Below are 20,470 nucleotides of genomic sequence, written 5' to 3' on the forward strand. Positions count from 1 at the left end.
CCATGACCCTAAACATAGTATTGCGGGCTTTTATAGGCTCTGATGGACAACGGAAGGCAGCACGATGACACACCCACCACACGATCCCTCGGACGAGCCTGAAGGCAAAGAGTCTGACTCGTCCCAGAATTTGCCAAAGGAACCTGCAAACCCCTATGAGGGTTTCGCTCCGTACCCAAGTACAGATCATCCGGAAGATCAGCCGTCTTTTGGTTCCCAGAATCAACAGACTCAAGCTCCACACTTCCCAGCTGGTAGCGTCGCCGGAGAAAACCAGCCGCTTCGTCCGCTTAGCTTAGATTACGTCGGGGCTGTTAAGTATGGTTTCCGCGCAACCTTCCGGAACTGGCCGGTATGGATTTTAGGTAGCTTGGCGCTATTCATACTCGTTGGTGGCCTTTCTGTCGTGTCTACGTATCAGAATCTGCAAAACATCGATCCAGCGACCGATGAAATCCCGGAGGTCTCGTTTACGCTTCAAATCGGGGTCAGCCTAGCAAGTGTGCTTTTGACCCCGTTCATGGTGCATGCGGCGAATCTCAACGCCGTGCAAGCACAGATCTCCTGGGGTGAAGTTTTCCGAGTCCACTCATATTGGCGCCCGCTGGTTGCGTCTATCCTGAACGGTCTCTTCGGTTCAATTGTCTACCTGCTTATTCTTGCTCCCACTGGTTTCGGAGCAACAAATTTCGGGGTTTTCTTGCTGGCTGGGTTTATTGCGTTTATCGTCAGTGTGCTCATTCAGCCTTTCCTGATGTTTTGGACCTATTACTCCGCCTACCCAGACGCAACGGTATTCGGGGCGTTAAAGCAATCCTTTGCAGTCGGTAAGCAGAACTACGGAGGACTTATCGGTTTTATTATTGCCATAGCGGTACTGATGGGCTTCGGCATGATGATCACGCTTGGCCTCGGTGCTCTTGTGATTCTGCCGGCGTACATGATTGCGCAAGGGCTACTTGCGCGCCATGGAATCCAGAAACTTCAGGTGCAGCAGCAGTAAATGAAGACAAGAAAGGCGCGGAGCTCTAGGGTGGAGAGCTCCGCGCCTTGTGCTATCCGACGTTAGGGCTTTACGCGCTTAAAGTCAGATTGTTCCAGGGCCCTGTCGTAAGCCTGGCTGATGGTCTTCGCCAACGCCTCGTATTCATCGGAACGGGCACTAGAAGACCTGTAGACGATTCCAATACTGCGTTGAGCGACTACATCAGGCGCAAATGAGGCTGTGGCTAACCCCTTGCGATTGCATTCCACTCCAACGGCACTAGCTGGAACGAGGGTTGAGCCATAACCGTTTGCCACGAGCTGGATAATAGTGGTCAGACTAGACGCATGGGAGACAGCATTCGCGGCTTCGCTCGGGTTCAAATGGGCTGTTCGGCATAAATCGAGAATCTGATCGTGCAGGCAATGGCCTTCACCAAGCAGCAGCAGGTCTAATTCGTCGAGCGCGTTCAGCGTGAGGTCGTTGCGGCCTGCAAGGCGGTGGTCCTCTGGCGTGACTACGTAAAATTCTTCATCGTAGAGGTGTACATCCACCATGCCGGCTGCCTCGGAGGGGAGGGCCATGATCGCGAAATCGATTTGTCCATCGCGAAGCAGTTGCAGTAAATGTTCGGTGCGGTCTTCCACGATCTGCGGTTCCAAGTCAGGGAATTCAGTCTGCAGGAGTGGTAGAAGATACGGCAGCAAGTACGGGGCTATCGTGGGAATGACACCGAACGTCAGTGGCCCCTTCAGCTCACCATCGACGCCACGTGAATGCGATAGGAAAGCGTCTGCTGCGTCGAGTGTTGCTCGCGCATAGGGCAGGAGTGCCTCCCCAGTTGGAGTAACGATGACTTTACGCGTGGAGCGTTCAATCAGTTGCACTCCCAACCCGCTTTCCAATGCCACCAATGCCTGGGATAAAGATGGCTGCGAAATATTTAATTTCTGTGCGGCTGTCCCGAAATGCTTATTGTCAGCAATGGTGACAAATGTTCGCATCTGAGCGAGGGTCGGGCGGTACTCTTTATTTGGCATGTTTGTAACTATAACCTATTGATTCATTCAGGGTCGATACGTCCCCGCTTGGTATGGAGATTAAAGTTCGCAAATCATGCCTCTACCTGCGTCGAAGCTCAACGTCGTTACATGAAAAAGTTAGGACGCGTCAAATCGCAAGGAGCTCAGGCGTACCTCGCCATGTGCGTCGGAAGCATCAAGGTCGACCATTGCAGTAAAGGCGAAACCGCCTTCGTCGTCAGGATCCTTCAAAACTTGGCGAACTTCCCACGCACGGCCGTCGTCGTTAAGCCTAAAATATTCTGGCCCACGGGCCGCGGGGGAGAAGTCGACGTCGTCGTATTCATCGAAGTAGGCGTCCATTGCGTCACCGAAGTCAGGTGCATCGTCAAGATAATCGAACATCTCCTCAAGCTGCTCCTCACGTTCTAGTGCAAACAACTCGACGACACGGAACATAAGGTTGCGTACCATGCGGGTGAAAGCACGCTTGTTGGCAGTCAACGCGTCGGGATCGGTGACGCCAAACGCGCGCTCGTGTTCCACCACATCCTGGGAAAGAGGCGTGTCCGGGTCCGCCAGCATCGCCCATTCATCGACGAGCGATGAATCAACTTGGCGTATCATCTCGCCAAGCCATTCGATGATCTCGTCCAGTTCCTCAGAGATGTATGCGTCCGGGACCGTGTGCTTGAGTGTGCGCCAACAATCGGTGAGGTACCGCAGGACTACGCCCTCAGAACGAGCAAGCTGATAGGTTGCCACGAAATCCGAGAACGTCATGGCATGTTCAATCATGTCGCGGACAATAGACTTCGGGGTGATGTCGAATTCCCGAGCCCACGGTGCGCCCGCAGTGAAAGTCTCGTATGCGGCTTCTAGTTCCTCGGCAAGAGGCTGTGGCCACGTGACGTCTTCAACCAGCGCCATGCGTTCGGTGTAATCCACGCCATCAGCCTTGAGCGCTGCTATCTCTTCACCGCGTGCTTGCTTCTGCTGTGCATTGAGAATTACCCGCGGGTTGTCCAGAATCGATTCGAATACCGAAATCACATCTAGATCAAACGTATCGGATTCCGGATCGAGTAATTCTAAAGCTGCTAACGCGAATGGTGCCAATGGTTGGTTGAGCGCAAAGTCCCGCTGCATCTCCTTGGCGAGTGTGTAGGTCCGACCTGTGGGGTCAGGGTGCGTTGGGTCGACCTTCTCCACGATCTCAGCATTGACCAAACCGCGAACTAGCTCCACGGTGGTCAGAATGTCCGAGTTTTGTTTGGAGCGCGTGTCATGATTAGTGCGCAAAAGGTGCTTGAAGTGGTCGTACGTATCCCCGGTGCGTCCGAGTAGATTAATGACCATCGAATTGGACACCCTAAATTGAGAGCTCATCGGCTCCGGCTCAGAGGTAATCAGACGGTCGAAGGTCTTCTTTGACCAGGTGACTTCTCCCTCGCGGGCATGTTTGAGACGTTGCTTCTTTAATTTTTTGGGGTCTTGTCCTGCGCGTTCGCGAAGCCGAGCATTCTCAATTTCATGTTCTGGTGCTTGCACCTCGACGGTTCCGTGGGTGTCATAACCAGCACGTCCAGCACGTCCCGCAATTTGATGGAATTCCCTAGATTTAATGATCCGTTGACGAGTGCCGTCATACTTAGCAAGACCGGTCATCAGGACTGTTCGGATTGGTACGTTGATGCCCACGCCGAGGGTGTCCGTGCCGCAGATGACTTTGAGCAGTCCTGTTTGCGAGAGGCGTTCGACCAGTCGCCGGTATTTCGGAAGCATGCCTGCATGGTGGACGCCGATTCCCTTCCGGACGAGGCGCGATAGTTGCTTCCCGAATGTCGTCGTAAAGCGGAAAGTACCGATCTCTTCGGCGATTTTTTCCTTTTCCTCTGCGCTGAGCAGCTGAAGTGAAGTTAGGGCTTGTGCGCGTTCAGTTGCTTCTCGTTGCGTGAAGTGCACTACGTAAATAGGGGCTTCGCCCCGTTCCAAAAGCTTCTCGACGGTCTCGTGGACCGGCGTATACACGTACTCAAAACTCAGCGGTACGGGCCGTTCTGCGCCCGCCACGAGATTCGTGTCCCGTCCAGTGCGACGCGTGAGGTCTTTTTCCAGGAAAGTTGTGTCGCCTAAAGTCGCAGACATCAGTAGGAATTGTGCTTGTGGCAGTTCCAGTAGGGGAACTTGCCAGGCCCAGCCACGTTCGGGATCGGAGTAGTAGTGAAACTCATCCATCACTACCTGATCGATGCGTGCCTGCTTACCGTCGCGCAGCGCAATATTGGCTACGATTTCTGCAGTAGCACAGATGATGGGGGCTTGACCATTAACTGTCGCGTCACCGGTCATCATGCCCACGTTTTCTGCGCCGAAAATTTCGCAGAGCGCGAAGAACTTTTCACTCACGAGGGCTTTGATCGGGGCTGTGTAGAAAGACCGTTGGCCGCGCGCCATAGCAATGAAGTGCGCTGCAGCAGCAACGAGGGATTTTCCGGAGCCAGTTGGGGTTGCCAAGATGACGTTATCACCAGCCAATAAGCCCAGGATTGCTTCTTCCTGTGCTGGATAGAAGCTTAATCCTCGCTGGCTATTCCATACTCGGAAGCCTTCGAAGATGGATTCATCAACCAGGCTTTCGGGGACTTCGGCAAGATCGGGCAACATTTCAGTGAGGAACACATCATTTACCCTACCGGTTAACCAAACCCGAAGGCGCAGGGACGTGCATCCCTTTAGGTTGGCAACGGCCCGCGAATACTACTCTCCGGGTTCGTCCTCAGAAGAAGAATCCTCGTGCGATTCTCCGTGGCGTCTAACATCATGGTTGTGATGGTCGTCTCCAGTTGAATGCGGATCATGAGAAACCTGATGCGACGGGCCGGGGAGACCGGTGGCGTCGATAGCGGCGAGGAATTGCTCAAACTCAGCGCTGATTTCCTCCCCTGTGGGAAGATTTTCTTCACCAGGAAGAATGCCCTGAGGGTTGCGTTCCCGATGGCGTTGTGCCTCCTGGTCAAATTGCTCTTCAAGGGCGTGGACGACTTGCTGAATCTCGCGAGAGGCTTCAGTTTGTTCCGCGAGCTGCTCATCGATACGCACCGTGTCTGCTTCTAACGTCCCCAGGGGGAATCGTAGTTGGGCATTGACCTCTACAGTTTGCAGAAGTTTGAGCATCGCTCGGGGATATGGTGACTGCGTGATGTAGTGGGGAACCTGCACGGAATACCCCGCGACTCGGTGCCCGCGGTCTGCCAGTGTTTTTTCCAAGTTCAAGGATGCTGATCCGGGTACTTGAAAACGACCGTCCCAATTGACAACGCGCTGAATCAACTCAGGGCTATTGCTGTGGCCTGAGACGACCGTAGGGCGGGTATGCGGTACGGCCATGGGGACTCCGTAGAGTGCGATTACCTTGTCTACGTTAAATTTCTGCGCTAAATCAGCGACGGCCTGACTGAAGGCACCCCACCGGAGATCAGGCTCAGGCCCAGAAAGGAGCAGGAAGCTCTGGCCACGGCTATCGCGAACAACGTCCATGCTTAATTCAAGCGACTCAACATCGATAATTTCGCTATCGCTAATGGTGACACCAGGCCGTCGTGAGCGGAAGTCAATCAGCTCATCAACGTTAAACGTTGCTATTGGGCGGTGTTCAAGCGCTGCTAAAAGATGATCTGCACTGCCACCCACAGCATGGCCAGCGTCAGCATAACCGTCCAAAGCGATTACTAATGTGGGCCCATCCGGAGCGGGGTTCGTAATCTCTGGAGAGGGAAATTCTAAGTCATACATTGCAGGTTGTTCATCGTACATAAATAGTCACTCCTGTCACTGTCATGTACACAGCGGCTGTTATCTATGGTACTTAATTACAACGTAAATCTTCGCCCCAACATTCCCTCCGTTTTGTGGGCATAGGAGGGTCCGTGCAATGGGCAGGAAAGACTGTCAGTCTACTGGAATCAGCGTTGACACGAGAAAGCGTATTAGACGATGTTCGGTCTCCACTGGTTCCCGCGCTTGGACGGCCGGCTTCATGTTGTGGATAACAATAGCGCGCGCTAGTAGTTTAAACAGGCCGAAAAACTTCTCCTGGTGCTGTGCAGGTAGCGGCTTCACAGTGGAATCATGACATATTCACTAGGACGCCTCATGCATGGCGGAGAAGAGCACACTGTATTACAACAACACAGCGCTGGAGCACGTGGAGCTGACCGGACGGAGCATTCGGATCCGGTCACACTGGTTACGTCACTCATTGGGGCTTTCGAGACTACGGAGCTTGGCACAGTCATCGTTATGACCTGGCCGAAATCGCAAGATTTAGACGGAGGTTTAGGTAACACACAGGCGTTCCACCTCTACGCTGGCGGTAACCAAGCATCAGATTCCGCTTTGGGGGTGAAGGAAAGATTTCTCGAACTTACACGCGGCGCATATTGGGCGTGTGTAGTGCTCTCGGAGTGCCCGGCTACGAATTGGGCGTTACGAGATTTCATTGAGCCGCTCATGGTGATTGAACCCGAAGATGAGCTAAGTTCTACGTGCCGTGGCATCTGGGCGACTTCCGCACTACGCCCTGGGGAGTGCCTGTGGGCACACCAGTTGATCGCCGGGGCCGGCAATCCGTTGTATCTGGGCAAGCTAGGAAATGCGTCCCCAGCTGCTGCAGACGCAGGACTGGTAAAGATTTCGCAGGCATTGGTGGATTGCCCTTATGATGTGGCGGCAAGTAGAAAGCGTGCGCATGATTTCCGAGACAGCATCGAAACCGAACTAGAGGTAATGGGGTGCAGTAAGGAACTGGAACAGGCTATCGAAGCCTTGGGTAATATCTTCTGTGGGCTGAATAAGAACTATGGTGCAGAGACACTGAATGACATCGCCCCAACACCCGAGGATCTTACCCACCTGTTGTATCTCACGCTTGATAACGTACTGCTCAGAGACGTAGCACTGAACCTCGCGGTGGCCATGCCTGAATTTGTGATGTGCGTTTACTCCGATGTCGCGACAGCTACGTCAGGACCGGCCTGGGCTAACGCTTTAAGTATTTGTGCGGTTGCTGCGATAAATATCGGAATGTCGGATTATGCTTACGGACTTTTAGAGGAGGTCCGCCGCACGTACCGGGAGCATTCTTTGAGCTCGCTACTTCTTTCGCTTATGGAGCAAGGAAGAGAGGACGCAATCGCACGAGCGGTAGAGCACGCATACGCGTTTATATGTGACCAGTACCGAGTGCGCCCACGCCTCGACGTACTGATGTAAGCCTCAAAGCCCCAGTGATATCCGTTGTGTGGATATCACTGGGGCTTTGAGCTTTTCGACGGCGCGTTTGCCGCTATTAGTCGAGAACTTCGACCCTAAGCGCATGACCGAGGCCTTCGTTAAGCTCGATCGTCTTATCTCCACGGATAATCGTGATCAGGCCGTCTTCGTTGTAAATTTCCACTTCGGTGCCAGGGCGAATGCCGGCATCGTGGAATGCGCGGAATTGGCGGTTGTCCATTTGCAGAATTTCGTTGAGCTGTAGGACCCGTGCCCGTTTAGTCTCACCCGAAGGTAGATCGATAGGGCGGATGCCCTCGGCTTCCGGTGCAGGTTCTGCGTCGACACCGAGTTCTTCGATACCTGGAATTGGGTTACCGAAAGGGGAGTGCGTGGGATGGTCCAACACTGCCAAGACGCGGCGTTCGACTTCGTCACTCATGACGTGTTCCCAACGGCACGCTTCATCGTGGACCTTGTGGATGTCCAACTTGAGTACGTCGGTAAGTAGCCTTTCCGCCAGGCGGTGTTTGCGCATGACCGATGTAGCGCGCTGGCGACCTTCCTCAGTCAGCTGGAGGCTGCGGTCGGGTAGAACCTTGAGCAGCTCATCGCGTTCCATGCGGGCTACGGTCTGACTGACAGTAGGACCGGACTGCTCAAGACGTTCAACAATCCGAGCACGGAGAGGAGTGATGCCTTCTTCTTCGAGCTCATAAATAGTTCGTAGGTACATCTCGGTGGTATCTACTAAATCTCTCACGCCGTGACCTCTTCTTAAACCTAAATAATCTAATGATGTGGGGATGTTCTCAGTCGCTACGAATACGGTGCTTCCTATGGACGTTTCGCTGGACAGCGGAGTGCCCTTGTCTGCACCGGTATTTCGTTATGCGGTTGACTTTACTGAATTTCGTCGCATTTAGCCACATTAACTATTTGGCAACGGTTATGTTGCGAAAACCCTACTCACGTGGCGTGATAGGAAATGGCAGGATAAGACGCTGTTTTATGAGGGTGAACTTATCGCAGAAGCTTACTGCGCGTAATCGCGAAGTTTTTCAGCACGCTGCCCGTCGCGTAGCTTGCTCATCACTTCGCGCTCAATCTGGCGTACGCGTTCACGCGAGAGCCCGAAGCGACGACCAATCTGGTCGAGCGTGCGAGGGACACCGTCATCAAGGCCGTAACGCATCTTGATGACATCCTGTTCGCGTGGCTCCAGCGTTGCGATGACCGACTGGATGTCGGTGTGACGCAGCGAAGCGACGACGGCAGCTTCGGCATCGGCGGCTTCGGAGTCTTCGATGAAGTCACCTAGGGGAGCTTCCTCATCTGCACCAACGGGCATGTCCAAGCTCACGGGGTCCCGCGACTGGCGGAGCAGCATCTCAATCCGAGATTCCTCAATCCCGGATTCTTCAGCAAGTTCTTCGTTGGTAGCTTCGCGCCCCAGGGATTGGTAAAGCTCGCGCTTGATACGTGAAATCTTATTGACTTGTTCCACAAGGTGGACTGGGAGGCGAATTGTGCGGGACTGGTCTGCCATGCCTCGAGTGATGGCTTGCCGAATCCACCAGGTGGCGTACGTAGAAAACTTGAAGCCCTTCGCGTAGTCAAACTTTTCCATTGCGCGGATGAGCCCTAAGTTTCCCTCCTGGATCAGGTCCAGCAGTGGCATTCCACGACCGGTGTAGCGTTTAGCAAGAGAAACCACAAGGCGGAGGTTAGCTTCTAGGAGATGGCTGCGTGCTTTTTTACCCTGGCGTGCAAGGACTTTGCAGTCACGCTTCTTGGCGCGTGTGAGATCCTTGGAATGGTGGTTAAGTAGATATTCAGCGTAAAGTCCGACCTCAATGTCCTGTGCCAGTTGGACTTCTTCTTCCGCATCCAACAGAGCGGTCTTGCCAATTCCGTTCAGATAAACGCGTACGAGGTCGGCTGACGGATTGTCGTTAGTCTGATTCCGGCGGCTGCCCTTATCAGGTTTCTTCTGTTCTTTTGCGTAAGCGCGGGTGCTCATGCGTACCTCCTCGTAAAATCGCCAATCTGTTGTGTATAACGAACGTGATCGGGTTTTAGTTCCCGATTGAGAAAAGTCTTCGTTAACCTGGCCTTTTGGGGAGGTGAGCACCAAGGTTGGACCTGGTAAACGGAGGCTTAAGCTACGCTTGTGTATCCACTAACACGGTGAACGGACCTGCATTGACGGAATGCACGTTCATCATGGCTCCAAACACGCCGGTGCCCACAGACAAGCCCCGCGCTGTGAGATCGTCCACGACGGCGTCGAAAAGCGGTTGCGCAACAGATCCTGGCGCAGCATTCGACCAACTCGGGCGGCGTCCCTTTTTAGTTTCCCCTTGGAGGGTGAACTGGCTGACTACAATCACGGGAGCGTCGCAGTCCGTCACGGATTTTTCACCGTCAAGCACACGCAGCTCCGCAATTTTACGGGCCATGGTCTTGGCATCTTCTTCAGTATCGTCGTGTCCAACACCCACAAGTGCGAGGATTCCTCCCGTATCTGGAGCCTCGAATGCAGCGACGATTTTTCCTTCCACTTCGACATGCGCAGTGGTAACGCGAGTAAGTACGGCCTTCACTGGGCTTCCTCCCTACAAAAGACGGGCTGTTTAAACGATTTCCACCAGGTCCGCCGGCAGCACTATGCCGTGTCGGATGAGGTCAACAATCGCGGCGACACAGTCTGCGGTAATCGCCGCTGCATCAAGGCCTTGCGCCGCGGCGTAAAGCTCTATGACATCCTCAAGATTCAAACCTTGGGGGTGTAAACCAGCAACGATTGCCTGGAGATGATTGTCGATTTCGTGGTTGAACAAGGGCCCGTCTAAGCGGGAAATACGCGTAACGCTTGGAGCGAAACCCAGGCCAGTATCCGTATCAGTGACCGACACTGCATCGACGGCTACCGTCGGTCGCACGCACAACTGGGATGAGAGAATATCAGCGCTGGTTCGTTGGCGCAGCCACCCGGCGCGCTTAAAGTATTCTGCGAATTCAGGGCCCAACGGGTCAGTGAAGGGTTGCGCGAGTTCTTCAGCAACAACCTCGGTAGGTTGTTGACCTATGGCCTCGAGGCCGATCCACCCAAAACCAATCCCCGTCACATCGTGCTCAGCAAAGAAGTCGAGCCAATCACGAGTTCGTTGCTTACCCAGGTCCGAGCGAGGATCAATGGATTCATCACGGAGCCAGGTAGACACATACATCTCAGGGTCTGCCACATCTCGTTGGAGAACCCAGGCAGCCACACCCGTAAGCGGAAGCCACCGAGCAACACGTTGCTGCCACGTTTCGCCGGCAACGTGCGCCCATGCTCCTAGGAGAAATGCCTGACCGCCCGGGGCGAGATGCTTGGCAGCCCCGCGGACTGTGGCTTCTGTGGCACCATCAAGACCTAATCCGGAATCGCGGTACACGTGTCCAACCGCCGCCGGACCCACCACAAACGGGGGATTTGCCACGATGCGTTCGAAACTTCGCCCTGAAACCGGCTCGAACCACGATCCTTCAAGGACCTCATAATTCGATCGCCCTGAGGCGGCCAACGTGGCGCCAGCAAGTCTGAGCGCCCGGCGATGAATATCGGTTGCAGTGACTGTACCCGCATAAGGGAGTTGTCCGAGAGTTTGGATTCCGGACCCACACCCTAGATCAAGGACTGAGGACACAGGCGTCCGGGGAACGGCTTGAAGGAGCGATAGGCTGGCTGCGCCTACACCCAGAACATGATCCTTACCAGGCACATGATTTTTCATGGAAGCATCGAAATCGGCGAAAACGTAATTCACTTCTCCGTCGATGGTCCGGGGCCGTATCTCCACAGCGGCAGTTGCACGGCCCCCGCGGATCACCAGTAGGTCTTCAGAAACCAGTTCTGCTACAAGATCCCCGCCAAGAAGCTTTTCGACGTCGCCGCACAGCACTTCTTCGCCCATCACAAAAAGCCGCGTGAGCACTGACACTGGCCAATGTGACGATTCTGGAGTGATAAAACTGAGCGCGCGTGACACGGCGCCAGGCTCACCGCGATACAACGCCGCATACGCAGCAGGTCCCAACGCGCCCGCAATACCATCTTCACCGAACCCGAGATCACGGAAAGCCTCTCCGAGACGAGACGCAACTGATGCCAAAGGAGAATCTTCGTACTGGCCCATCAACCTATCTTTCTGCAGGAGGTTCGCTTTCGGTGATGTCTACTATCTCATGAGGAGTACTCCCCAACGCGGCGGGCCCCGTAACCCCCGAATCAGGGAGCGCAGTCCCAGCAGCGGATTCCAGGTGTGCTTGTGCCACAGCCTCCCGGTAAGCAGCAGGCTTGTAGATATTACGCTCACGCTTATCCACCGGCTCGCCTTTACCGTTTGCAATAACTACAGCAATACCGGGCAGCGGTATAGAAATAACCGCTAGTACTAGCGCTAAAATCCACCAACCCCATACCCAATACACTGCAACCGCAGCAACCAAAAGGGGAAGACGCACAAGCTGAAGGACTCCGTACACTCGTTCCCGATGAAGACGATCTTGATACGAACTCTTCTTTGCATCGGTAATCAGCTCAGACGCGCGTGCAAAACGACGGGATTTGTCCGCAGTCCCAGAAATATCTACGGGGCTATATTCATCGGAAGAACGCTGGTCCCCAGAATGTGCGGAGCCAGGCTTCGCATTCCCGTCGTCAAGCTGCATAGTGCTTAACCATATACCCTTCCATGCGGAGGAGCAGCCCCGTGGGGCATGATGGAGAACGTGACTAGCTCAACTCAAACAATTACACGTCCAGATACTCGGGAATCGACCACTACAGGCGATGACACCCCCAAGTTTTTCCATTACGTCAAGAAAGACCAGATCGTCGAATCCGCCATCGGAGGAAAGCGGGTCGTAGCACTCTGCGGCGAAACCTTCCCCGTACGGAAACAAGCAAAACCCGGCTCGCCCGTGTGCCCAAAGTGCGAGCAGATTTATAAAACCTTACGTCGCAAGTAGCCGCTTGGCGCGCGCCGGGCAGTAAATGGGAGCACCTGCGAGAATCCCACGCCCAGGCGCAGAAGGCTTATACTCGATACTTCGATACCACCCGGGCCCGCGGATATTTCTGGGGCCCTTTCGAATTACGGTGGCAGTTACCGCAAAAAGACTAAGGGGACACTACAGACGGTGAGTGCACGCATTAAAGGGCAGCTGCGTACGTGGCAGTCGAAAGCTTTAACCAAGTACCTGCTGAGCAGGCCTAAGGACTTCCTTGCGGTGGCCACTCCAGGTGCTGGTAAAACAACGTTTGCGCTGCGCGTAGCAACCGAGTTGTTAGATAATCGCACGGTAGACCGCGTCATAGTGGTGGTCCCTACCGAACACTTGAAAAAACAGTGGGCGGCCTCGGCTGCGAGGGTGGGAATCTCCTTAGACCCAGATTTTTCTAACGCGGACAAGATTAATCCCACTTACGACGGTGTCGTGGTGACGTACGCCCAGGTCTCCCTGCACCCGTTCAAGCATTATTCCATTTCCACCGCGAAGCGTACCCTTGTAATTCTTGACGAGATCCACCACGGTGGCGACGCCAAGAGCTGGGGCGATGGCATCCGAGAAGCCTACGCTGACGCCGAACGCCGGCTTTCCCTGACCGGTACGCCATTCCGCTCGGACGACGCCCAAATCCCCTTCGTTACGTACGAGGAGGACGGAGAGGGGCACCTGGTAAGCAAAGCTGACCACACGTACGGGTACGCTGATGCTCTTGCCGACGGTGTTGTGCGGCCAGTCGTATTCCTTGCGTATTCTGGTGAAGCGCGCTGGAAGGACAGTGCAGGGGAGGAGTACGCGGCACGTCTCGGTGAACCGCTCAACGCAGAACAAACCGCCAGAGCATGGCGGACGGCACTCGACCCACATGGCGATTGGATGCCCGCAGTTCTCCGCGCGGCACAAACGCGACTGGAACAAATGCGTACCCACGTACCCGATGCGGGCGGGTTGGTCATTGCATCAGACACCACTACAGCCCGCGCCTACGCGGCACTCTTGGAAAAGATCTCTTCTACTCCCGTGACCGTAGTGCTGTCCGACGAGCCGGGGTCCTCGAAGCGGATCGACGAATTCTCTGCTTCTCGCGACGAGTGGATGGTCGCGGTACGCATGGTCTCTGAAGGTGTTGACGTTCCGCGTCTATCGGTAGGAGTTTACGCGACGTCCGCTTCTACGCCACTCTTTTTTGCACAGGCCATTGGTCGTTTCGTTCGGTCGCGAGTACCGGGGGAGACCGCTTCTGTTTTCCTCCCGTCAGTTCCCGTACTTCTGGACTTGGCTGCGAAGCTCGAGAAATCCCGCGACCACGTGCTCGGCAAGCCACACCGCCCCCAAGATGGACTTGACGACGACCTCCTTGCCGATGCGAACCGGGAGAAAACCGAGCCTGACGAGAAAAACACCTACGAGTCACTCGGTGCCGATGCGGAACTCGACTCCCTAATCTATGAAGGATCGACCTACGGTACTGCAACTATTGCCGGTTCCCAGGAGGAGGCCGATTACCTAGGCCTTCCTGGCCTCTTGGACGCTGAGCAGATGAGGACGCTGCTCAAACAGCGTGAAAAAGAACAACTCGATGCGCGCACGGCTGAGGCTGAGGAACGCAAGCGCAAAGAAGAGGCCGCGCGCAACGCTGAAGGAACCCAAAAGGCTCGTGAGAGAGTCTCCTCAGAGGAACTGCCAGAGTTGAGAAAGCAGCTGAATGCTTTGGTTTCCATCACAGCCGCACGCACTGGGCGCGCGCATGGCGCAATTCATAATGAGGTGCGTCGTGCCTGTGGGGGACCTCCGACTGCTCTTTGCTCGCCTGAACAGATTCGTGAACGCATAGCTTACTTGCGCAAATGGTGACTCCGGCGATTCGGAAATCTTCGGCAACGAAAGGGCAGCCTGTAGACAGCAGTATGGGCGGTCCGTATCATGGGTGCAGTGAGCCCTCGCCACTTGCGTGAAGCGAGGGGGAAGTGATGTAGGAAGGTGCACCTTGACGAACCCATTTAATAACCCCAACGAAGAAGGTAACACTAATCCTTTTAACGGAGCCAACGAAGCTAACCACACGAATCCATTTGCTTCGGCGGATGACCGGAATGACGCAGCATCTGGTCACGGTAACGCCCAAGCAGAAAACAAAGAAACTACCTCAGGCGCGTACCCGGACTTTCCTCAGTACCCAGGTTCTACCCCTACTTCACCTCAGGGCGCAGATGGAGGCGCACAGCCTGCCTACCAGCCTTATGGGGCAATCCCAGACCAAGCTCCTGTGGCTGCTGGCGGATGGGAACTTGCTAATCAGGCTCGGAATAAACTGAGCCCCTGGTCTCTCGGTTTGGGTATCTTCTCGTTAGTAAGCTCGACAGTTCTTATTATCATCGGAATCGGCCCTTTGCTGGGTATTCTCGCAGGCATCATCGCTGTGGTTGTGGGGATTGTCGCCTTGGTTAAGGCGAAGAATTTCCAGGGACCTGGCCAACGTAAGGGAATGGCTATTGGCGGTTTGATAACCGGCATTCTCGGTTTTGTCATCGGTGCCGTGATTATCTTTGGCATGATCGCATTGTTTACCGAGGTTGGCGAAGCCTGCGCCGACCTGTCTGGCGCGGAACAAGAGCAATGTATCGCTGACGTCTTTGGGGTGGACGCCGAAACGCTACGCTAGACAGTTACACCATCTGGAGCACACGTTATGGTCACTACCACTCATTACAGTGCTCAGGGCAGGAAACCCCGGCTCGTCTTCCCAGACGTTGCCCGGGGTTTCATGCTGCTGAGTATCGCCTTAGCGAACGTCGTCACAGCTTGGGGGCAAAACGATGCTTCACCTCATGCTAATCCAGATAGCCCTGTGGTCTACGACGGTTCAGTCGCCGACGCAGTCACCATTGTTATAGGTGCTGTTGGTGTGCATGTCCGTGGTCTGCCACTATTTTGCACCCTTCTGGGATTTGGTATCGGTTTGATTTGCAATTCACTGCAACGTCGCTGTTTCCCGCGTGGTGCAGCGAAAACAGCTATTGCGAAGCGCTATAGCTTACTGGCTGCAATCGGAGCCGTCCACTGCCTATTTCTCTTTTACGGCGACATTATGCTGGCGTACGGGTTAACAGGCATCCTTATTGCGTTGCTTATCGGCTTGAGCAACAAGGCATTGGGTTGGATAGCTGGTCTACTGTACGCGTTGAATGTGATTATTTTCCTCGGTTTAGCTGCCGGGTTAGCAGTATTCGATGTCGAAGCACTAGGCAGTACAGGCAATCTTGCAGAAGAATTTGGGCTAACCTTGAACAGCTACGGCGAAGCCCTGCTTGCCGGACTTGTCGGATTGCTGATGTCTTCATTCGGATTAGTAACACAGCTTCCAATGATTCTGCCTCCGATGCTCGTGGGGCTTATCTTTGCCCGAAGAGGCTATGGGCGCGTGACAGCGCAGAACTCACGTGCACTTTGGACATGGTGCGCCCTCATGCTTGGTATTTCTTTCGGAATTGGCCTTCCTCTCGGCTTAGCGCAGATCGGTGTGCTTCCAGCACAGTGGGCAATAACCTTAGATTTGGTTAACACCGCATTCGGTCCATTAACGGGGCCAGGGTTGTTCGCGTTTTTCGCGCTTGCATGTTCGGGCCTACAGCGCCTAGTAGATGCCGGTGGCCGGCTGCCGCTAATCCTCCAGCCGGTGAGTGCTTTGGGTAAGCGCTCCATGTCCGGATACGTCGGGCAGTCAATCCTGTTCTTCATCCTTGTGTATCCGTTTACTTTGAATCTCACGGAAGGGTGGGGAGCTACAAAACTATCGCTGCTAGCGATAGGGGTCTGGTTGGTGACGGCTCTGATTGCTTGGATTCTGGAAGCTAATGCAATTCCTGGGCCTTTAGAAAAGCTCCATAGGAGGCTGAGTTACGGTAAACAAGGTCTCCCTCAACGCTGGACACCGACGCTCGATTATCGTTCGCCTGTTTCCGGCAGCAAGGCAGAATGCTAGATCACCGAGTTAATCGTTGTCATGTTTAAGCCCGTTCTGGAAACTTCCAGAACGGGCTTATTTAACAAAACGGGATGACTACTCGAGGTAGTCGCGCAGAACCTGGGAACGGCTTGGGTGGCGCAACTTAGACATTGTTTTCGACTCGATCTGGCGGATACGTTCGCGGGTCACGCCGTAGACTTGGCCGATCTCATCGAGAGTGCGTGGCATGCCGTCGGTAAGGCCAAAGCGGAGTCGAACAACGCCAGCCTCGCGCTCAGAGAGGGTGTGCAGAACGTCCTGCAGTTGATCCTGGAGCAGGGTAAAGGACACCGCGTCAACGGCAACCACTGCCTCCGAATCTTCGATGAAGTCTCCTAGCTGGCTATCGCCTTCATCACCAATCGTCTGGTCCAGTGAGATTGGCTCACGGGCGTACTGCTGAATCTCCAGTACCTTCTCTTCGGTGATGTCCATCTCTTTGGCCAGCTCAAGTGGAGTTGGCTCGCGACCCAAGTCTTGGAGTAGCTCGCGCTGGATGCGTCCCAGTTTGTTAATAACTTCCACCATGTGGACTGGAATACGAATGGTACGCGCCTGATCGGCCATAGCGCGGGTAATAGCTTGGCGAATCCACCACGTTGCGTATGTGGAGAACTTGTAGCCCTTGGAGTAGTCGAACTTCTCGACGGCACGAATCAGACCCAAGTTGCCTTCCTGGATAAGGTCTAAGAATGCCATGCCGCGGCCCGTATAACGCTTCGCTAACGAGACCACCAGGCGAAGGTTGGCCTCAAGTAGGTGGTTCTTTGCTTTGCGGCCATCACGAGCAATCGCACGAAGATCGCGCTTCACAGCAGGGGTCAGCTTGGCTTCTTTGTCGCCGTTATCAAACGCCTCCTGCATCATGTTCATGCGGTAGTCGGCGTAAAGGCCGGCCTCAATCCGCTTAGCCAAGGAGACTTCCTGCTCAGCGTTGAGCAGGGCAACTTTGCCGATCTGTTTCAGATAAGCGCGTACTGAGTCTGCAGAGGCAGTAAGCTGAGCATCCTTACGTGCCTGGCGCAGAGCGGCTGATTCGTCCTCGTCCCAGACAGAAGAATCGCTTCCGTCATCTTCGTCCTCGTCGTCGTCCTCTGCGATTTCATCATCGACTAGGGCATCATCCTGGAAATCCTCGTCGTCGTGCTCCAGGTCGGGATCGTAGTCCTGCTCGTCATCGTCGTGAGTGAACTCGTCTTCGAGAACTTCTTCATCCGCTACAGTCTGTTCTTCAACAGCTGGCGAAGTTTCCTTTTTGGTTGCCTTTTTCGAAGTCTTTTTGGCGGTGGACTTCCGAGTAGCCTTCTTGGTGGCCTTTTTGGTTGTTTTCTTAGTTGTTTTCTTTGCAGACTTCTTCGCAGCCTTGCGGGTGGCTTTCTTAGCCGGAGCAGCTTCCTTTTCCTCAGGGACCGGTGCAGGAGCTGCCTCGGCCTCTGCAGGTGGGGTAGAAGCGACCTGCGCCGCTGCAGCAGCGGTGGTCGTAGCAGTACGCGCTGTTGCCTTGCGCGCGGTCTTCCGTGCGGTCTTGCGCGCCGTCTTCTTTACAGCCTTGCGAGGTGCAGTTGCACCGTTCCCCGCCTCATTGTTTGGGGCCGCGTTCTCTGTATTTTCGTTGACTGCCACGTACGCCCTTTCGCCAGTGAACTCTGCTTATACCAACAATTAAAGGCAGCGTGTGCGCGAACAAACGCGGCTGCCGCCTACGGGAAGCACCGTGAAGCTCAAAGTGCATTGAAGGCGCTTTCCGTAATGAACAATCGCCCAGTATAGGTCAAACTAAGCTGGTCGTGTTTACCACGTCCACAGCGTACCAGTCCAACCACGTATGGTGACGTGCGCCCCTGAGAATAGTCGCCCGCCTTGATGTTCTATGGCTCGATGCCTTCGCGTGCCGCCAGGGCAGCGCCAACAATCCCTGCCCGGTTCAACAGCATAGCTGGCTCTACCGGGGTTTCGACGTCTAACAACGGCACCCATTTTTCTGCTTTCCGCGAGATTCCGCCTCCGATAAGGAAGAGGTCTGGCGAGAACAGCGCCTCGTACTCCCTCAGGACTTTGCTTAACCGCTTTGCCCATTGCTTGTATGAGAGGTCGTTGTTTTTCTTTACGGACGCAGCGGCTTGGTGCTCGGCCTCTTTGCCATCGACGTAGAGGTGACCAATTTCGGTGTTGGGGAAAAGAACCCCGTTATTGAGGAACGCCGACCCGATCCCGGTACCTAAGGTAAGGAACAAAACAGTGCCAGTACGTGCAGATGTGGCACCGTACTTCACTTCAGCGAGTCCCGCGGCGTCGGCGTCGTTAAGCACCATCACCTCAGTGCGCTCTAAGGCTTCTTGGAAAAGCGCTTGGACGTTGGTGCCAATCCAGCTGGCGTCAATGTTTGCCGCGCTACGCGCGTGCTGATGCTTGATTACGGAAGGCAGCGTAATCCCTACGGGTCCCTTCCACTCGAACTTCTCGACGAGCGTACGAACAACCTCCGCGACCTTCTCCGGAGTCGCGGGCTGTGGAGTGGCGATTTTTAGCCGTTCACCCACAAATTCACCGGTTGCAAAATCAACGATGGCACCTTTGATCCCAGATCCACCGATATCGATACCAAAACCGCGAGTAGAAGTAGCATCCTGTGTCATGGCTGTTAGTGTACAAAAAATAGTTACGTATCACCTGGCAACAGGAATGCAGCGCGTAAAACTCACGTCGTGCAACAATAGAATCCATGACACTAGGCACATCTGCTCCGAAACCCCACGATCTTAAAGAATTTTGCCTCAAGCTGGCTGAAGAAGCGGCTGACCTCATACGGACGCAGCGGCTACAGTTTGCTCATCGGGGCATGGAATCGGCCGTGGCTGCTACCAAATCTTCCAAGGTTGACCCTGTGACGGAAGTAGACAAAGCTGCAGAACAGCTGATTGTGGCCAGGATTAGCCAAGAGTTTCCCGATGATTCGATCCTGGGCGAAGAGGGAACCGACCGTTCGGGCGCAGGCGGACGCCATTGGATTGTGGATCCGATCGATGGGACCGTCAACTTTCTTTACGGTGTACCCGCTTACGCAGTCTCAATTGCAGTCGCACAAGGAAATGAACTGATTGCCGGTGCGGTCGTCAACGTAGCGACTGGGCAGTCTTATTCAGCGTCACGAGGTGGAGGAGCATTTCGCGATGGGCAACGTATCCATACTTCACGCGCCCACGACGTGGAACAAAGTTTGGTAGCTACTGGCTTTTCCTACGAATCCTCTGCACGAGAGCAGCAAGGCAAGGTCGTTGCGCGTTTATTGCCCGCGGTCCGCGATATTCGTCGCATCGGATCTGCAGCCCTTGACCTCTGCAGAGTGGCAGAAGGTTCTGTTGACATCTACTACGAACACGGGACGCACCCGTGGGACTGGGCAGCCGGTGCGTTGATTGCTCAGGAGGCTGGAGCCGGAGTACTGCGACCTCCGCTTGGTATGCCGGAAACACAGTGGTACATGGTGTCTGCTTGGGCGCCGGGGCTCGAAGAAACATGGCAGCGTGCCGCGCGGCGAATCGGTGTGCCTGCAGTACTTGATCTATCGGAAGAGAATTAGCAGGGCAATTTCAGGGAAGCCCTTTTAGGTAGGTCTGCTCTTGCGACCTTACCTGCATGGTTGAGGTCCGCCCCTCTGAACTGCTCTTTTGATCGGTTAATGCAGTTAATGTGACAGCGGGCTCAACATGGTTTACTATGCCGGTCCAAGAAGTAAAAAAATTACTCGTTGGTTTAGCCTTCTCGCTGGTTGTTGCCAACGTCGAAATCTAGGGAAGTGAACCTATGGCTACTGATTACGATAGTCCACGCGGCAACGTCGCAGACGAGCTCGACGCAGACTCCCTTGAAGGACTGAAGGCTGCAGAGGCCAGCAACTCCAGCATGGATGATGATGGGGAAATCGTTGACTCCTTCGAGCCGCCACTGATGGACGTAAGTGGCGAAGAAATCAACGTTTCCGTAGTTCCGCGCAAAGACGATGAATTCACGTGCGCCTCCTGCTTCCTGGTCCAGTCCAAGAAGCGCATCGCCTACGTCGAAGATGATGGGTCTATGATCTGTCTCGACTGCGAATAATAAAGTCTCTCTGTACCGTTGTTCGGC

17 protein-coding genes and 1 pseudogene are annotated in these 20,470 nt (G+C 54.6%); 8 read left to right on the plus strand and 10 right to left on the minus strand.

The genetic code is table 11. The features are described from left to right. Positions 1-64 precede the first annotated feature (64 nt). Positions 65-1,003: a hypothetical protein gene (locus tag ATK06_RS08205; protein ID WP_048379167.1), complete on the plus strand. Its 939-nt coding sequence runs from the start codon at positions 65-67 to the stop codon at positions 1,001-1,003. 62 nt (positions 1,004-1,065) lie between these two features. On the opposite strand, the gene ATK06_RS08210 is transcribed toward ATK06_RS08205, so the two are convergent. The 3 genes from ATK06_RS08210 to ATK06_RS08220 form a co-directional block, all read right to left on the minus strand. Beyond that, positions 1,066-2,025, minus strand: a complete 960-nt coding sequence (locus ATK06_RS08210) for a hydrogen peroxide-inducible genes activator (RefSeq protein ID WP_048379165.1) — start codon at positions 2,023-2,025, stop codon at positions 1,066-1,068. 120 nt (positions 2,026-2,145) lie between these two features. Next, on the minus strand, positions 2,146-4,689 hold the full coding sequence (locus ATK06_RS08215) for a DEAD/DEAH box helicase (RefSeq protein ID WP_169916283.1): 2,544 nt from the start codon (positions 4,687-4,689) through the stop codon (positions 2,146-2,148). Between the two features lie 78 nt (positions 4,690-4,767). After that, complete coding sequence (locus ATK06_RS08220; RefSeq protein WP_098389168.1) at positions 4,768-5,823, minus strand: PAC2 family protein; 1,056 nt, start codon at positions 5,821-5,823, stop codon at positions 4,768-4,770. A 315-nt stretch (positions 5,824-6,138) separates the two neighbouring features. Here ATK06_RS08220 and ATK06_RS08225 point away from each other — a divergent pair, with 315 nt between their 5' ends. Continuing rightward, the gene (locus ATK06_RS08225; protein WP_111704142.1) at positions 6,139-7,281 is read left to right on the plus strand and encodes a DUF4192 family protein; all 1,143 of its coding nucleotides are present in this window, start codon (positions 6,139-6,141) and stop codon (positions 7,279-7,281) included. A 76-nt stretch (positions 7,282-7,357) separates the two neighbouring features. On the opposite strand, the gene ATK06_RS08230 is transcribed toward ATK06_RS08225, so the two are convergent. From ATK06_RS08230 to ATK06_RS08250, 5 genes and pseudogenes are all read right to left on the minus strand, one after another. After that, on the minus strand, positions 7,358-8,044 hold the full coding sequence (locus ATK06_RS08230) for a metal-dependent transcriptional regulator (RefSeq protein ID WP_098389169.1): 687 nt from the start codon (positions 8,042-8,044) through the stop codon (positions 7,358-7,360). A 273-nt stretch (positions 8,045-8,317) separates the two neighbouring features. Next, positions 8,318-9,337 (minus strand): annotated as a pseudogene (locus ATK06_RS08235) (sigma-70 family RNA polymerase sigma factor); the annotation flags it as partial. A 109-nt stretch (positions 9,338-9,446) separates the two neighbouring features. Continuing rightward, positions 9,447-9,887, minus strand: a complete 441-nt coding sequence (gene dtd / locus ATK06_RS08240) for a D-aminoacyl-tRNA deacylase (protein WP_048379157.1) — start codon at positions 9,885-9,887, stop codon at positions 9,447-9,449. A gap of 30 nt (positions 9,888-9,917) precedes the next feature. Continuing rightward, the gene (locus ATK06_RS08245) at positions 9,918-11,465 is read right to left on the minus strand and encodes a DUF7782 domain-containing protein (protein ID WP_098389170.1); all 1,548 of its coding nucleotides are present in this window, start codon (positions 11,463-11,465) and stop codon (positions 9,918-9,920) included. A 4-nt stretch (positions 11,466-11,469) separates the two neighbouring features. Then, positions 11,470-12,000, minus strand: coding sequence for a DUF3099 domain-containing protein (locus ATK06_RS08250; RefSeq protein WP_083985890.1), 531 nt, complete (start codon positions 11,998-12,000; stop codon positions 11,470-11,472). A gap of 60 nt (positions 12,001-12,060) precedes the next feature. Between ATK06_RS08250 and ATK06_RS08255 the strand changes: the two genes are divergently transcribed. The 4 genes from ATK06_RS08255 to ATK06_RS08270 all read left to right on the plus strand — a co-directional run bounded on the left by ATK06_RS08255 (position 12,061) and on the right by ATK06_RS08270 (position 16,321). Beyond that, on the plus strand, positions 12,061-12,300 hold the full coding sequence (locus tag ATK06_RS08255; RefSeq protein WP_172607414.1) for a DUF3039 domain-containing protein: 240 nt from the start codon (positions 12,061-12,063) through the stop codon (positions 12,298-12,300). 183 nt (positions 12,301-12,483) lie between these two features. Next, entirely contained in the window at positions 12,484-14,193 is a 1,710-nt protein-coding gene (locus tag ATK06_RS08260) for a DEAD/DEAH box helicase (protein ID WP_048379635.1), read from the plus strand. A gap of 133 nt (positions 14,194-14,326) precedes the next feature. Next, positions 14,327-15,001 (plus strand): DUF4190 domain-containing protein, encoded by a 675-nt coding sequence (locus ATK06_RS08265; protein ID WP_053072608.1) that lies wholly within the window; start codon positions 14,327-14,329, stop codon positions 14,999-15,001. A gap of 102 nt (positions 15,002-15,103) precedes the next feature. Further along, a complete protein-coding gene (locus ATK06_RS08270; protein WP_169916286.1) occupies positions 15,104-16,321 on the plus strand; it encodes a DUF418 domain-containing protein in 1,218 nt (405 codons plus the stop codon). Positions 16,322-16,399: 78 nt separating this feature from the next. On the opposite strand, the gene ATK06_RS08275 is transcribed toward ATK06_RS08270, so the two are convergent. Further along, a complete protein-coding gene (locus tag ATK06_RS08275; RefSeq protein ID WP_098389172.1) occupies positions 16,400-17,968 on the minus strand; it encodes an RNA polymerase sigma factor in 1,569 nt (522 codons plus the stop codon). 245 nt (positions 17,969-18,213) lie between these two features. Next, on the minus strand, positions 18,214-18,981 hold the full coding sequence (ppgK, locus tag ATK06_RS08280) for a polyphosphate--glucose phosphotransferase (RefSeq protein WP_048379156.1): 768 nt from the start codon (positions 18,979-18,981) through the stop codon (positions 18,214-18,216). An 86-nt stretch (positions 18,982-19,067) separates the two neighbouring features. Between ppgK and ATK06_RS08285 the strand changes: the two genes are divergently transcribed. Continuing rightward, entirely contained in the window at positions 19,068-19,925 is an 858-nt protein-coding gene (locus ATK06_RS08285; protein ID WP_098389173.1) for an inositol monophosphatase family protein, read from the plus strand. 224 nt (positions 19,926-20,149) lie between these two features. Then, positions 20,150-20,443 carry a DUF4193 domain-containing protein gene (locus ATK06_RS08290; protein ID WP_048379152.1) on the plus strand — a complete coding sequence of 98 codons (294 nt, stop codon included), beginning with the start codon at positions 20,150-20,152 and terminating at the stop codon, positions 20,441-20,443. Positions 20,444-20,470: the final 27 nt, after the last annotated feature.

This window comes from Corynebacterium renale (assembly GCF_002563965.1).
Taxonomy (GTDB): Bacteria; Actinomycetota; Actinomycetes; order Mycobacteriales; family Mycobacteriaceae; genus Corynebacterium; species Corynebacterium renale.

Coding starts and splice junctions, on each gene's coding strand:
- ATK06_RS08210 (WP_048379165.1), bottom strand. CDS start 2,025: ATGCCAAATAAAGAGTACCGCCCGACCCTCGCTCAGATGCGAACATTT.
- ppgK (WP_048379156.1), bottom strand. CDS start 18,981: ATGACACAGGATGCTACTTCTACTCGCGGTTTTGGTATCGATATCGGT.
- ATK06_RS08220 (WP_098389168.1), bottom strand. CDS start 5,823: ATGTACGATGAACAACCTGCAATGTATGACTTAGAATTTCCCTCTCCA.
- ATK06_RS08270 (WP_169916286.1), top strand. CDS start 15,104: ATGCTGCTGAGTATCGCCTTAGCGAACGTCGTCACAGCTTGGGGGCAA.
- ATK06_RS08205 (WP_048379167.1), top strand. CDS start 65: ATGACACACCCACCACACGATCCCTCGGACGAGCCTGAAGGCAAAGAG.
- ATK06_RS08245 (WP_098389170.1), bottom strand. CDS start 11,465: ATGGGCCAGTACGAAGATTCTCCTTTGGCATCAGTTGCGTCTCGTCTC.
- ATK06_RS08250 (WP_083985890.1), bottom strand. CDS start 12,000: ATGCAGCTTGACGACGGGAATGCGAAGCCTGGCTCCGCACATTCTGGG.
- ATK06_RS08285 (WP_098389173.1), top strand. CDS start 19,068: ATGACACTAGGCACATCTGCTCCGAAACCCCACGATCTTAAAGAATTT.
- ATK06_RS08225 (WP_111704142.1), top strand. CDS start 6,139: ATGACATATTCACTAGGACGCCTCATGCATGGCGGAGAAGAGCACACT.
- ATK06_RS08290 (WP_048379152.1), top strand. CDS start 20,150: ATGGCTACTGATTACGATAGTCCACGCGGCAACGTCGCAGACGAGCTC.